The following is a 14337-nucleotide window of genomic DNA, read 5'->3' on the forward strand; positions in this document are numbered from 1 at the left end:
TATGTACTATTCAGTGCACCCGCTAACTGGATACTTCACTCAACACTGAGGAAAGGCCTGGAATTTTGAGATCTTGATGTGTTCCACGTGGAACACGTGCCATAGATGAAAAAATTCGCAGTGCGCTATCTCAAACACGTTACAGCCCTGAGTACCCCACTATCTAAGAACAAGCACACTGGCGACGCGTTTGCATTTCATAAACTGGGCCTTGGACTTAAGCATCTCTCGGTTGTTCCGGTGTACGAATCCAACTAAGGCGCTTTCAACCGACGAATAAAAAACATCGAAATAGAGCCCTTCATCACTGCTAGTTTTTCGCCTCAGCGCGCAGGTTGAGAAGAAGTGTATTGGCAGGGAAGCTACCGAACAAATGCAAAAAAGCCAATGCCCGAAGGTATTGGCTTTTTGTGTGTGCGGTGTGGCTCGGCAACGATCGAAAAATCTCATTTCTGAGAGTCAACAATCGCTATCAGAAGTCCAGGTTAGACACCGCCAACGCATTACTCTCAATGAAGTCACGGCGTGGTTCGACCGCATCACCCATCAGGGTGTTGAAGATCTGGTCAGCGCCGATGGCGTCTTCGATAGTGACTTTAAGCATGCGCCGCACGCTTGGGTCCATGGTAGTTTCCCACAGTTGATCCGGGTTCATTTCACCCAGCCCTTTATAGCGCTGGATGGTATGGCGCTTGGTACTTTCAGCCATCAGCCAGGCGAGGGCTTCCTTGAACTCGTTGACAGGCTTCTTGCGCTCGCCACGTTGCACGTAGGCGCCTTCTTCCAGAAGCGTGCTGATCTGTAGCCCCAGAGCTGTAACGGTTTTGTAGTCGTTGCTGCCGAAGAAGTCGCGGTTGAAGGTGACGTAGTTCGACAGGCCGTGGGAGATCAGTTCGACCTCGGGCAGCCATACATTACGTTCACGGTCTTCGCGCAGGCTGGCCTTGTAGACCAGACCCGACTTCTCACCCGTACGCAGACGCGCGTCAAACAGTGCCAGCCAGGCTTGCATGCCTTCATGGTCGGACAGCTGCTCGAGAGTGATCGGCGGCAGATAGACAAAGTGCTCGGTCAGTTCCTGAGGGTACAGACGTGACAAACGCTTGAGGGTCTTCATGACCATGCGGAAGTCATTGACCAGCTTCTCCAGCGCCGGTCCGGAAATGCCCGGTGCCGATTCGCTGAGGTGCAGGCTGGCGTCTTCGAGAGCCGACTGGGTCATGTACTCTTCCATGGCCTCGTCGTCCTTGATGTACTGCTCTTGCTTGCCTTTCTTGACCTTATAAAGCGGTGGCTGAGCGATGTAGATGTAGCCACGCTCGATCAGCTCAGGCAACTGACGGAAGAAGAAGGTCAGCAGCAGGGTACGGATGTGAGAGCCGTCGACGTCAGCATCGGTCATGATGATGATGTTGTGATAACGCAACTTGTCGATGTTGTACTCTTCACGGCCAATGCCACAGCCCAGCGCGGTGATCAAAGTGCCTACTTCCTGAGAAGAGATCATCTTGTCGAAACGCGCTTTTTCAACGTTCAGGATCTTGCCCTTGAGCGGCAGGATGGCTTGGGTTCTACGGTTACGCCCCTGCTTGGCTGATCCGCCAGCAGAGTCCCCTTCCACTAAATACAGTTCGGAGAGGGCAGGGTCTTTCTCTTGGCAGTCGGCCAGTTTGCCCGGCAGACCGGCAATGTCCAGTGCCCCCTTGCGACGGGTCATTTCACGAGCCTTGCGTGCAGCTTCACGAGCGCGAGCCGCGTCGATCATTTTGCCGACAACCGCTTTGGCTTCGTTCGGGTTTTCCAGGAGGAAATCGGAGAAGTATTTGCCCATTTCCTGTTCAACAGCGGTTTTTACTTCAGACGAAACCAGCTTGTCTTTAGTCTGCGAGCTGAACTTGGGATCAGGCACTTTAACCGAGATAATTGCCGTTAGACCTTCACGCGCATCGTCACCGGTGGTCGCGACCTTGTGCTTCTTGGCCAGACCTTCCTGTTCGATGTAGTTGTTCAGGTTACGTGTCAGTGCAGAACGGAAACCCACCAGGTGAGTACCACCATCGCGCTGCGGAATGTTGTTGGTGAAGCACAACAGGTTCTCGTTGAAGCTGTCGTTCCACTGCAAGGCAATCTCAACACCGATACCGTCATCGCGCTGGATATTGAAGTGGAACACTTCGTTGACCGGCGTCTTGTTGGTGTTCAGGTATTCCACGAAAGCACGCAGCCCACCTTCATATTTGAACAGCTCTTCCTTGCCGCTGCGCTCATCCTTGAGAACGATCCCGACACCGGAGTTCAGAAACGAGAGTTCACGAATACGCTTGGCCAGGATGTCCCAGCTAAAGTGGATGTTCTTGAACGTGTCAGCAGACGGTTTGAAGTGGATCTGAGTACCGGTGCTGTCGCTCTCGCCGACGATTTTCATCGGTTCCTGAGGAACACCGTGAATATATGTCTGTTCCCATATCTTGCCGCTGCGACGAACTGTCAGCAGCAAAAGCTCCGACAATGCGTTAACAACCGACACACCTACACCGTGCAAACCGCCGGATACTTTGTAGGAGTTGTCATCGAACTTACCACCTGCGTGGAGCACGGTCATGATGACCTCGGCTGCCGACACGCCTTCTTCTTTATGCACGTCTACCGGAATACCGCGGCCGTTGTCGCGCACGGTAATAGATTCGTCTGGATGGATGATGATACTGATGTCGTCGCAATGGCCTGCCAAAGCTTCGTCAATCGAGTTATCAACCACCTCGAACACCATGTGGTGCAGACCGCTGCCATCGTCTGTATCACCGATGTACATTCCGGGACGCTTGCGTACGGCATCAAGTCCTTTCAGCACTTTAATGCTGGACGAGTCGTACGTTTGGTTTTCGCTCATGCAATCACTCCCGATGGTCTTGGGTCTGGGTGATACGGCCATGTTCCACGTGGAACAAAGCAACTGGCGTATCCGTCTGCCAGCCTTCCCTCAAAAATTCTTGATCTACACAGGTTATAAATACCTGGCAGCGTAATTCTTCCAGCAAGCGGCAAAGTGCCTGACGATGATGCTCATCCAGCTCGGAAGGCAAATCATCCACCAGATAGATGCACTGACCGCGACGGACCTGGCTGACTAAATGGCCCTGTGCAATACGCAATGCACAGACCACCAGTTTTTGCTGACCACGAGACAGGATATCTGTCGCATTGTGCGCGCCTAATCTAAGGCGTAAATCCGCACGCTGTGGTCCAGCCTGGGTATGGCCCATTTGTTGATCCCGATGCAGGGAGGAGGCGAGCACAGTGCTCAGCTCTTTTTCCTTGTCCCAGCCTCGGTAGTAACTCAGGGTCAGACCTTCAAGCTCGACAAGCTCACTTAACGTCTGCTCGAATACCGGCTTCAAGGCCTTGATATACGCTCGACGAAACTCATCGATCTCATCGCTTGCCTGACACAGCTCTCGGTCCCACGCCGCCTGCGAAGCGGCGTCAAGTGTACCATGCCGCAGCCACGAGTTTCGCTGCTTGAGGGCCTTCTGAAGGCGCTGCCAGGTCGCCATGAAACGAGGTTCCACGTGGAACACTCCCCAGTCCAGAAACTGCCTGCGGATCTTGGGAGCACCTTCGAGTAAACGAAAGCTGTCTGGATTGATCAGCTGTAACGGCAAGATCTCGGCAAGCTGCGCCGCGCTTCGTGCATTTTGACCATCGATACGGATCTGAAAATCGCCTTGCCTGTCACGAGCCACGCCAAGATTGCTGTGGCCGCCCTGTGCAAGGTCGACTTGTCCAAACACCGTGCAAGAGGGCTGCTCGTACTGGATAACAGGTAACAGCCGACTGCTGCGAAACGATCGGGCAATCCCCAGCAAGTGGATAGCTTCCAGCACGCTGGTTTTGCCGCTGCCGTTGGCACCGTAGAGGATATTGATACGCGGGGAGGGGGAGAGGGTCACCGGGTGCAGATTGCGCACACCGGTGACCGATACGCGACTAAGAGACATCTAGGTTGCGCTGGACATGATGTTACAGACGCATCGGCATGACGACGTAAGCGGAATCGTCGTTATCCGATTCCTGCACGAGAGCACTGCTGTTCGAATCGGACAGAATCAGGCGTACCTGCTCGGTGGTCATGACACCCAGTACGTCGAGCAGGTAGCTCACGTTGAAGCCGATTTCCAGCGAGTCGCCGCTGTACTCGACGCTGATTTCTTCTTCTGCTTCTTCCTGCTCAGGGTTATTGGCCTGAATCTTCAATTGGCCGCTGGCCAGCTGCAGACGGATGCCGCGGTACTTCTCGTTGGAAAGAATCGCGGTACGGCTGAACGCTTCACGCAAAGCCTGCCGGTCACCCAGTACCAGCTTGTCTCCGCCTTTTGGCAGAACACGCTCGTAGTCCGGGAATTTGCCGTCTACCAGTTTAGAGGTAAAGGTGAATTCGCCAGTGGTCGCACGGATGTGGTGCTGACCCAGAACAATACTGACTGTACCATCCTGCTCGGTCAGCAAGCGCGCCATCTCGAGGATACCCTTGCGCGGCACGATGACCTGATGACGGTCGGCGTGTTCGATATCAGCAGACATCGAGCACATTGCCAGGCGGTGACCATCGGTAGCGACAGCTCGCAGAATGCCTGCGCTGACTTCCAGCAGCATGCCGTTCAGGTAATAGCGAACGTCCTGCTGAGCCATCGCGAAGCTGGTGCGCTCGATCAAACGACGCAGTTTGCTTTGCACCAGATTGAAGGTCAGGGAACCAGGGCCTTCTTCGACGGTAGGAAAGTCGTTGGCAGGCAAGGTGGACAACGTGAAACGGCTACGGCCTGCCTTGACGATGAGCTTGGAATCATCAAGTTTGATATCGATCAGCGCATCGTTGGACAGGCTTTTACAAATGTCCATCAGCTTGCGGGCCGGAACTGTGATTTCCCCAGGCTCCGCTGGCTCTTCCAGTTGTACACGGCCAACCAGCTCTACTTCCAGGTCAGTACCGGTCAGGGAGAGTTGCTGACCTTGTACGACCAGAAGCACATTGGAAAGAACCGGCAAGGTCTGGCGGCGTTCTACCACGCCGGCGACCAATTGCAGGGGTTTCAACAGGGCTTCGCGTTGAATGGTGAAATGCATGGTCTAGTCCCTTGCCTTAATAAGCTGCACTGGCGTCATCACGTGGTCAGAGTGCGCAGCAGGTTCTTGTAGTCCTCACGGATATCCGCATCGGATTCCTTGAGTTCGTTGATCTTTCGGCACGCGTGCAAAACAGTTGTATGGTCCCGGCCACCGAACACGTCACCGATTTCCGGCAAGCTGTGGTTGGTGAGCTCCTTGGAAAGCGCCATGGCCACCTGGCGTGGCCGCGCTACCGAACGGGAGCGGCGCTTGGACAGCAGATCGGAAATCTTGATCTTGTAGTACTCGGCCACAGTGCGCTGAATGTTATCCACACTGACCAGCTTGTCCTGCAACGCCAGCAAGTCTTTCAGCGACTCGCGAATCAGCTCGATGGTGATGTCGCGGCCCATGAAGTGAGAGTGCGCAATGACTCGCTTGAGCGCGCCCTCGAGCTCACGAACGTTGGAGCGAATGCGCTGCGCGATGAAAAACGCCGCATCATGGGGCAGATCGACTTTAGCCTGATCTGCCTTCTTCATGAGAATGGCTACACGCGTTTCCAGCTCCGGCGGTTCGACAGCAACTGTAAGTCCCCAGCCGAAACGCGATTTTAGTCGCTCTTCCAGGCCTTCGATTTCTTTGGGATAACGATCGCTGGTCAGAATGACCTGCTGACCGCCTTCCAGCAATGCATTGAACGTGTGGAAGAACTCTTCCTGCGAACGCTCCTTGCGAGCAAAGAACTGAATGTCATCGATCAGCAGCGCATCGACCGAACGATAAAAGCGTTTGAACTCGTTGATTGCGTTGAGCTGCAGGGCCTTGACCATGTCCGCTACAAAGCGCTCCGAGTGCAGGTAGACAACCTTGGCGTTCGGGTTCTTCTTTAGCAGGTGGTTACCCACCGCGTGCATCAAGTGCGTTTTACCCAGACCTACACCGCCATACAGAAACAGCGGGTTATAGCCATGCTTGGGGTTATCGGCGACCTGCCAGGCCGCAGCGCGTGCCAGCTGGTTGGACTTGCCTTCGACAAAATTCTCGAAGGTAAACGTGCGGTTCAGGTAACTGGTGTGCTTGAGCGCGCCCTCGACCTGCACAGTGCGCTGCTCGGCCCGTGCGGGAGCCTGTTGAGAGCTGGCACCGGCCATTGGGTCGAAACTGTCACGTGAAGGCTCGTCGTGACTGGCAACGTTATTGACAGGCGCAGGCGTCGACATAGCGGGAGCCGGCGCAGACGTAACCGGAGCTGAAGCCGAAACACTGCTGACCGAATTGGCCGACAGCGCCTGGGATGCAGCAGCAGCCAGTGGCGCATTGGGCGCAGCACGCGGCGCCGAACTGCGCTTGCTTCCTATTAATAAGGAAAGAGAAGGAGCCATGCCTTGACCATGCTCGCCCAGAAGTTCGAGCAAGCGACCGAGGTATTTTTCATTGACCCAATCTAGAACAAAACGATTCGGTGCATAGACACGCAACTCGTCGCCTTCGGCTTCGACCTGTAGTGGACGGATCCAGGTGTTGAATTGCTGGGCAGGCAGCTCATCGCGCAAAAGCTCCACGCACTGCTGCCAAAGTTCCACTGACACGGATATCCCCTGAGTTGAAAGCCGGTGAGGCAAAAACAGCCGCCATTGTAACGACCCGAAGGCGACTTATCCACATGTAGGTTGCTGACAGAGGGCTATAAATCAATGATTTATGCAGAGGGCAGGCGACAGACGGTCAGGACCTGAGCTCTGTGGATAACCCGCATTCAGCCCATTGCATAAGTGAGGGCTAAAGTCTGTGCATAACTCACCTGTGGATAAGATAGCGTTTCATGCACAGCTTTTCCGAGGTCGCGGCACAGGTAGAGCACTGTTTCTCGACAACCTTTTGAAACGCTGTACAGACCGTATATCGTGGCCTGCAGAATGTTATCCACAGATATACTCGACGTAAGAGTTATAAGCTTTATAAAGAAGCTTTAAATACTCTCTTTCTTTTTATTTCTATAACTGACTTGCCTTGGCCTGCTCAGGAGACGGCTGCAGAGGGTTTTGTCGGTAAAAAGGCATATATGAAGAAAAGCTGGTTGGAAATTGACCTGCGGGCCTGCTTTCTCTAGAATCCCCGGTCTCTTAAAACGGGGGCCATTCCGGCCCGTAGTGGACGAACCAGGTAACACGCCATGAAACGTACTTTCCAACCCAGCACTATCAAGCGCGCCCGCACCCACGGTTTCCGTGCACGCATGGCCACCAAAAACGGCCGCGCAGTCCTTTCGCGTCGTCGTGCCAAAGGCCGTAAGCGTCTGGCAGTTTGATAAATCGGCACAGGAGGTGAGTCGAGACTTCAGTCGGGAAAAGCGTTTGCTGACCCCCCGCCATTTCAAGGCAGTCTTTGACTCCCCTACCGGCAAGGTTCCGGGGAAAAATCTCCTGCTCCTTGCGCGCAACAACGACCTTGATCATCCCCGTCTGGGGCTGGTGATAGGTAAAAAGAGCGTGAAGCTCTCCGTCGAGCGCAATCGTTTGAAACGCCTGATGCGCGAATCGTTTCGCCAACACCAAGACAGTTTGGTCGGTTGGGATATCGTTATCGTCGCGCGCAAAGGTTTGGGTGACGTAGAAAACCCGGAACTGATTCAGCATTTCGGCAAGCTCTGGAAACGTCTGGCGCGTAGCCGACCTGCTCCAGAAACCAAACCCGAACCTGCAGGGGTAGACAGTCCAGATGCGTAAACTGGCACTCGTTCCGATCCAGTTCTATCGCTATGCCATTAGCCCGCTGATGGCCAGCCACTGTCGTTTCTACCCCAGTTGCTCCTGCTACGCGTATGAAGCCATTGAAAATCATGGCCTTTTACGCGGCGGCTGGCTGTCAATTCGTCGCCTGGGTCGCTGTCATCCTTGGAATCCCGGTGGTTATGACCCGGTTCCAGCTGTCCCCACCTCCCGTTCTTCTTCGATGGCCGAGTAATCATGGATATTAAACGTACGATCCTGATCGTCGCCCTGGCAATCGTGACCTATGTCGGGGTCCTGAAATGGAACCAGGACTACGGTCAGGCTGCCATGCCTACCCAGAATGTTGCAGCCAGCACCCCCGCACCGGGCATACCGGATACGGCTGCTGGAACCAATGGTTCTGCAAGTGCCGATGTTCCAAGCGCAACTGCCAATACCACGGCTGCAGCGCCTCTTGAAACTCCGGCCGTAGCCAGCAAAGACCTTATCCACGTCAAGACCGACGTGCTGGATCTGGCGATCGATCCGGTAGGTGGTGACGTCGTTCAGCTTCGTCTGCCTCTGTATCCACGTCGTCAGGATCGTCCTGACGTGCCTTTCCAGCTGTTCGATAATGGCGGCGAACGTACTTTTCTGGCACAAAGCGGCCTGACAGGTACGAACGGCCCTGATGCCAGAGCAGCCGGTCGTCCGGTTTACTCCTCCGCGCAAAAGACTTATCAACTGGCTGATGGCCAGGATTCGATGGTCGTGGAGCTGAAATTCTCGGAAAACGGCGTCAATTACATCAAGCGCTTTACGTTCAAGCGTGGTTTGTACGATCTGGTCATGACTTATGTTGTGGATAACCAGAGTGCGCAACCGTGGGCAGGTAACCTGTTCGCACAATTGAAGCGTGATGCCAGCTCCGATCCTTCGTCCACCACTGCTACAGGTACCGCAACCTACCTGGGTGCAGCACTCTGGACTGCAGCTGAACCGTACAAAAAAGTGTCGATGAAAGATATCGACAAGGGTCAGATCAAAGAAACCGTGCAGGGCGGATGGGTTGCCTGGCTGCAACACTACTTTGTGACCGCGTGGATTCCTGATCACAATGCCACCAACAGTGTTCAGACCCGTAAAGACAGCCAAGGCAATTACATCATTGGCTTTACCAGCCCGACTCTGACGGTTGCGCCTGGCGCGCAAGGTGAAACCAGCGCCACGCTGTACGCAGGTCCAAAAAGCCAGGCGGTACTCAAAGAGTTATCCCCAGGCTTGGAGCTGACAGTCGATTACGGATTCCTGTGGTTCATTGCCCAGCCGATCTTTTGGTTGCTGCAACATATCCACGCAATTCTCGGCAACTGGGGCTGGTCGATCATCGTCCTGACCATGCTGATCAAAGGCCTGTTCTTCCCACTGTCTGCTGCAAGCTACAAGTCGATGGCGCGTATGCGTGCCGTTGCTCCGAAGCTGGCAGTGCTCAAGGAACAACATGGCGATGATCGTCAGAAGATGTCCCAGGCGATGATGGAGTTGTACAAGAAGGAAAAGATCAACCCGCTGGGTGGTTGCTTGCCGATTCTTGTGCAGATGCCGGTTTTCCTTTCGCTTTACTGGGTACTTCTGGAAAGCGTCGAGATGCGCCAGGCACCGTGGATCCTGTGGATAACCGACCTGTCCATCAAGGACCCGTTCTTTATCCTGCCGATCATCATGGGCGCAACCATGTTTATCCAGCAGCGTCTTAACCCGACTCCGCCGGACCCGATGCAGGCCAAGGTCATGAAACTGATGCCAATCATTTTCACGTTCTTCTTCCTGTGGTTCCCTGCTGGCCTGGTCCTCTACTGGGTTGTGAACAACACCCTTTCGATCGCACAGCAGGCATACATCACTCGCAAGATAGAAGCGGCTACCAAGAAAGCTGCTGCCTGATCTAACCTGTGAACACGTTGTACAAGACGCCCCCTAGTGGGGCGTTTTGCTATCTGTCATTTGTCCCGGAGCCGGAATGAACGTTCCTCGTGAAACCATTGCTGCCATTGCCACCGCCCAAGGACGAGGAGGTGTGGGTATCGTGCGTGTGTCAGGACCTCTGGCCAGCAAGACCGCATACGCCATCGCCGGTCGTACACTCAAACCGAGGTATGCCCATTACGGGCCTTTTTCCGACGGTACCGGCCAAGTGCTGGACGAAGGGATCGCACTGTATTTCCCGGGGCCCAATTCGTTTACCGGCGAGGACGTACTGGAGCTTCAGGGCCACGGCGGCCCGATCGTTCTGGACATGCTTTTGCAACGTTGCCTGCAATTGGGCAGTCGACTGGCGCGTCCGGGTGAATTCAGCGAGCGGGCATTTTTGAATGACAAGCTCGATCTGGCTCAGGCCGAAGCCATAGCGGACCTGATCGAGGCAAGTTCTGCACAGGCAGCGCGCAACGCATTGCGCTCGTTGCAGGGGGCTTTCTCCCAACGTGTGGATAACTTGACCGAAAAATTGATCAGTTTGCGTATCTACGTCGAGGCGGCGATCGACTTTCCCGAGGAGGAAATAGACTTTCTCGCCGATGGCCATGTTCTTGGCATGCTGGATGACGTGCGCCTTGAGTTATCCACAGTATTGCGTGAAGCAGGGCAGGGAGCATTGTTGCGCGACGGCATGACAGTGGTGATAGCAGGGCGTCCAAATGCCGGCAAATCGAGCCTGCTCAATGCGCTAGCAGGTAGGGAAGCGGCGATTGTGACTGAGATTGCCGGCACGACTCGCGATGTACTGCGCGAACATATCCACATCGACGGCATGCCGTTGCACGTCGTCGATACCGCCGGGCTGCGTGATACGCAGGACCAGGTCGAGATGATTGGCGTACAGCGTGCCCTCAAAGCAATAGGCGAGGCCGACAGAATTCTGCTGGTAGTAGACGCCACCGCGCCTGAGGCCATGGATCCGTTTGCCCTGTGGCCGGAATTCCTTGAGCAGCGTCCGGACCCATCGAAGGTTACGCTGATTCGCAACAAGGCGGACTTGAGCGGTGACAGCGTAGGTCTGCAAACAAGTGAAGATGGCCATGTCACGATCAGCTTGAGTGCAAGGTCTGGTGGTGAAGGGCTTGAACTGTTACGTGAGCACCTCAAGTCCTGTATGGGCTATGAGCAGACTTCCGAAAGCAGCTTCAGCGCTCGCCGACGCCACCTTGAAGCGCTGCGCCATGCAAGTGACTCACTCGAGCACGGCAGGGCTCAGCTGACGCTGGCAGGTGCCGGTGAGCTGCTGGCAGAAGATCTGCGCCAGGCTCAGCAGGCACTCGGCGAAATCACCGGTGCATTCAGTTCCGATGACCTGCTAGGCAGGATCTTCTCCAGCTTCTGCATCGGCAAATAACCACCGTTTCCTCCCACCAGACCTGTTAAGGCATGACTGATTCAGGTCATGCCAAGGCCTTTTTGTGAGCTCCCGGGGTTCAACCGGGTCGTTCACGAGTACCTTTTTAATCTTATCCACCGATTCAGCCGGACAGAAATCGGCATCGGAAAGACTTTTTGCGTCTTTTTTTTAGCAATCACCAGGTTTTCTGTGGATTAAACCCTGTGAATAACCGCCCTTCAGCTCGGTGGGTAAGCGGGGTGTAAACCTGATGATAAATAGCCCTGTGGACAAGTGGCTATCTTATCAACAGGCTCCGGATGGTTATCCCAACCCCTCAGTGGCACCTGAACACAGACTTTTGAATCTCTGTACACAAAGTAAATAAAGGCTTGTAGCGTTCTATCCACAGAAAAGGTGCTCAGTAAGAATAAACATAAAAACAAAGCTTTATAAACTTTCTTTCCTTTTTATTTTCTTTATTCGCGAGTTTTCCACAGCTGGTTAAATTTTGTCCAACGGGTTTCATTCAGGTGAGGTAAGTCCCTATACTTGTCAGCTATCCCAATTTCTCATCGACAACAGGCACGAGGTGCGTGGTGGATTTCCCTTCCCGTTTTGAAGTGATCGTCATCGGTGGCGGTCATGCCGGTACCGAGGCCGCACTGGCGTCGGCACGCATGGGTGTCAAAACCCTGCTGTTGACGCACAACGTGGAAACGCTCGGCCAGATGAGCTGCAACCCTGCCATTGGTGGCATCGGTAAAAGCCACTTGGTCAAGGAAATCGACGCGCTTGGCGGCGCCATGGCAATGGCTACCGACAAGGGTGGCATCCAGTTTCGCGTGCTCAACAGCCGTAAAGGCCCGGCAGTACGAGCCACTCGTGCTCAGGCAGACCGTGTGTTGTACAAGGCCGCTATTCGCGAAACCCTCGAGAACCAGCCCAACCTGTGGATATTTCAGCAGGCCTGTGATGACTTGATCGTCGAACAGGATCAGGTTCGTGGTGTGGTGACCCAGATGGGCATGCGCATCTTCGCCGACTCGGTGGTTTTGACGACCGGTACGTTCCTTGGTGGACTTATCCACATCGGTATGCAGAATTATTCAGGCGGTCGGGCAGGCGATCCGCCTTCGATCGCACTTGCTCATCGCTTGCGTGAATTACCTCTGCGTGTAGGCCGATTGAAAACCGGAACCCCGCCGCGCATTGACGGCCGTTCTGTGGATTTCTCGGTCATGACCGAGCAACCGGGTGATACGCCGATCCCGGTGATGTCGTTCCTGGGCTCCAAGGAGCAACACCCAAAGCAGGTCAGTTGCTGGATTACCCACACCAACGCACGCACTCACGAAATTATCGCGTCCAATCTGGATCGTTCACCGATGTATTCCGGTGTAATCGAAGGCATTGGCCCGCGCTATTGCCCGTCGATCGAAGACAAGATCCATCGCTTTGCCGACAAGGAAAGTCATCAGGTCTTCATCGAACCGGAAGGCCTGACCACCCACGAGCTGTACCCCAACGGTATATCCACCTCGTTGCCGTTCGACGTTCAGCTGCAGATCGTGCAATCGATTCGCGGGATGGAAAACGCACACATTGTTCGCCCCGGATACGCCATCGAATACGACTATTTCGACCCGCGTGATCTGAAATACAGCCTCGAAACCAAGGTTATTGGCGGTTTGTTCTTTGCAGGACAGATCAACGGCACCACCGGTTACGAAGAAGCCGGAGCACAAGGCCTGCTCGCCGGGGCCAACGCCGCATTGCGTGCGCAGGGCCGGGACAGCTGGTGCCCGCGTCGCGATGAAGCGTACATCGGCGTGCTGGTCGACGATCTGATTACCCTCGGAACGCAAGAGCCTTACCGGATGTTCACATCCCGTGCCGAATACCGGCTGATTCTGCGTGAGGACAACGCAGACCTTCGCCTGACCGAAAAAGGTCGTGAGCTGGGTCTCGTCGACGACGCTCGCTGGGCGGCGTTTTGCACCAAGCGCGAGAGTATCGAGCAGGAAGAGCAGCGCCTGAAAAGTACATGGGTTCGTCCCGGTACCGAACAGGGCGATGCGATTGCCGCGCACTTTGGTACGCCGCTGACTCACGAATACAACTTGCTCAATTTGCTCACTCGTCCGGAAATCGACTACGCCAGCCTGATCAACATCACAGGCCAGGGCTGTATCGATCCGCAAGTGGCCGAGCAGGTCGAAATCAAGACAAAATACGCCGGTTACATTGACCGCCAGCAGGATGAAATCGCCCGGCTTCGCGCCAGTGAGGACACCCGATTGCCAGAAAACATCGATTACGCCGGCATATCCGGCCTGTCGAAAGAAATTCAGAGCAAGCTGGGGATAACTCGCCCGGAAACACTGGGTCAGGCATCGCGCATCCCAGGTGTCACACCAGCCGCAATTTCCCTGTTGATGATCCATTTGAAAAAACGCGGCGCGGGCCGTCAGTTGGAGCAAAGCGCTTGAGTTCTATGGTCACCCCGCAGCATGCCGAAGAGTTATCCACCGGTGCCAAAAAGCTGGGGATCGAACTGACCCAGTCTCAACACGAGCAATTGCTGGCGTATCTGGCCCTGTTGATCAAATGGAACAAGGCCTACAACCTGACCGCAGTGCGCGATCCTGACGAAATGGTATCCAGACATCTGCTCGACAGCCTCAGCGTGGTGCCCTTCATCGAGGGGACGCGCTGGATGGATGTCGGCAGCGGCGGTGGGATGCCTGGCATTCCCATGGCCATCCTGTTTCCGGAGCGAAAAGTTTCGTTGCTGGACAGCAATGGCAAGAAAACCCGGTTTCAGACACAGGTCAAACTGGAGCTGAAACTGGATAATCTTGAAGTTATCCACAGCCGTGCAGAAAATTATCAGCCTGATGCGCCGTTCGACGGGATCATCTCCCGTGCATTCAGCAGCCTTGAAGACTTCGCTGGCTGGACGCGTCACATGGGCGACGTCAATACAAGCTGGCTGGCGATGAAAGGTCTGCATCCTGTCGACGAACTGGTAGCATTGCCCTCGGATTTTCACCTCGATAGCGCACAAGCCTTGACCGTTCCGGGTTGCCAAGGCCAACGCCATCTGCTGATACTGCGCCGCACGGCATGACTGGGAACACA

At 54.8% G+C, this 14337-nt stretch carries 11 protein-coding genes; 7 read left to right on the forward strand and 4 right to left on the reverse strand.

Going from position 1 to position 14337, the window contains the following annotated elements:
• Positions 1-472 precede the first annotated feature (472 nt).
• Genes gyrB through dnaA form a run of 4 tightly spaced genes read right to left on the reverse strand, consistent with a single transcriptional unit; the run spans position 473 to position 6698 of the window.
• Positions 473-2890, reverse strand: a complete 2418-nt coding sequence (gene gyrB / locus ALO43_RS27190; RefSeq protein WP_005894799.1) for a DNA topoisomerase (ATP-hydrolyzing) subunit B — start codon at positions 2888-2890, stop codon at positions 473-475.
• Positions 2891-2894: 4 nt separating this feature from the next.
• The gene (gene recF / locus ALO43_RS27195; RefSeq protein ID WP_053479947.1) at positions 2895-3998 is read right to left on the reverse strand and encodes a DNA replication/repair protein RecF; all 1104 of its coding nucleotides are present in this window, start codon (positions 3996-3998) and stop codon (positions 2895-2897) included.
• A gap of 22 nt (positions 3999-4020) precedes the next feature.
• On the reverse strand, positions 4021-5124 hold the full coding sequence (gene dnaN / locus ALO43_RS27200; RefSeq protein ID WP_024690562.1) for a DNA polymerase III subunit beta: 1104 nt from the start codon (positions 5122-5124) through the stop codon (positions 4021-4023).
• A 38-nt stretch (positions 5125-5162) separates the two neighbouring features.
• A complete protein-coding gene (gene dnaA / locus ALO43_RS27205) occupies positions 5163-6698 on the reverse strand; it encodes a chromosomal replication initiator protein DnaA (RefSeq protein ID WP_005894806.1) in 1536 nt (511 codons plus the stop codon).
• A gap of 584 nt (positions 6699-7282) precedes the next feature.
• Between dnaA and rpmH the strand changes: the two genes are divergently transcribed.
• The 7 genes from rpmH to rsmG all read left to right on the forward strand — a co-directional run bounded on the left by rpmH (position 7283) and on the right by rsmG (position 14326).
• The gene (gene rpmH / locus ALO43_RS27210) at positions 7283-7417 is read left to right on the forward strand and encodes a 50S ribosomal protein L34 (protein WP_002551315.1); all 135 of its coding nucleotides are present in this window, start codon (positions 7283-7285) and stop codon (positions 7415-7417) included.
• Positions 7418-7433: 16 nt separating this feature from the next.
• Entirely contained in the window at positions 7434-7835 is a 402-nt protein-coding gene (rnpA, locus tag ALO43_RS27215) for a ribonuclease P protein component (RefSeq protein WP_005894811.1), read from the forward strand.
• Positions 7828-8073 carry a membrane protein insertion efficiency factor YidD gene (gene yidD / locus ALO43_RS27220; protein WP_002551313.1) on the forward strand — a complete coding sequence of 82 codons (246 nt, stop codon included), beginning with the start codon at positions 7828-7830 and terminating at the stop codon, positions 8071-8073. The genes rnpA and yidD overlap by 8 nt, the downstream gene beginning before the upstream one ends.
• 2 nt (positions 8074-8075) lie before the next feature.
• Positions 8076-9764, forward strand: coding sequence for a membrane protein insertase YidC (yidC, locus tag ALO43_RS27225; protein WP_005894814.1), 1689 nt, complete (start codon positions 8076-8078; stop codon positions 9762-9764).
• Between the two features lie 76 nt (positions 9765-9840).
• On the forward strand, positions 9841-11211 hold the full coding sequence (mnmE, locus tag ALO43_RS27230) for a tRNA uridine-5-carboxymethylaminomethyl(34) synthesis GTPase MnmE (protein ID WP_005894817.1): 1371 nt from the start codon (positions 9841-9843) through the stop codon (positions 11209-11211).
• A gap of 581 nt (positions 11212-11792) precedes the next feature.
• Positions 11793-13685: a tRNA uridine-5-carboxymethylaminomethyl(34) synthesis enzyme MnmG gene (gene mnmG / locus ALO43_RS27235; RefSeq protein WP_024690560.1), complete on the forward strand. Its 1893-nt coding sequence runs from the start codon at positions 11793-11795 to the stop codon at positions 13683-13685.
• Complete coding sequence (gene rsmG / locus ALO43_RS27240) at positions 13682-14326, forward strand: 16S rRNA (guanine(527)-N(7))-methyltransferase RsmG (protein WP_054998430.1); 645 nt, start codon at positions 13682-13684, stop codon at positions 14324-14326. The genes mnmG and rsmG overlap by 4 nt, the downstream gene beginning before the upstream one ends.
• Positions 14327-14337 lie beyond the last annotated feature (11 nt).

Origin of the sequence: Pseudomonas tremae, from assembly GCF_001401155.1 — a bacterium.
GTDB lineage: Bacteria > Pseudomonadota > Gammaproteobacteria > Pseudomonadales > Pseudomonadaceae > Aquipseudomonas > Aquipseudomonas tremae.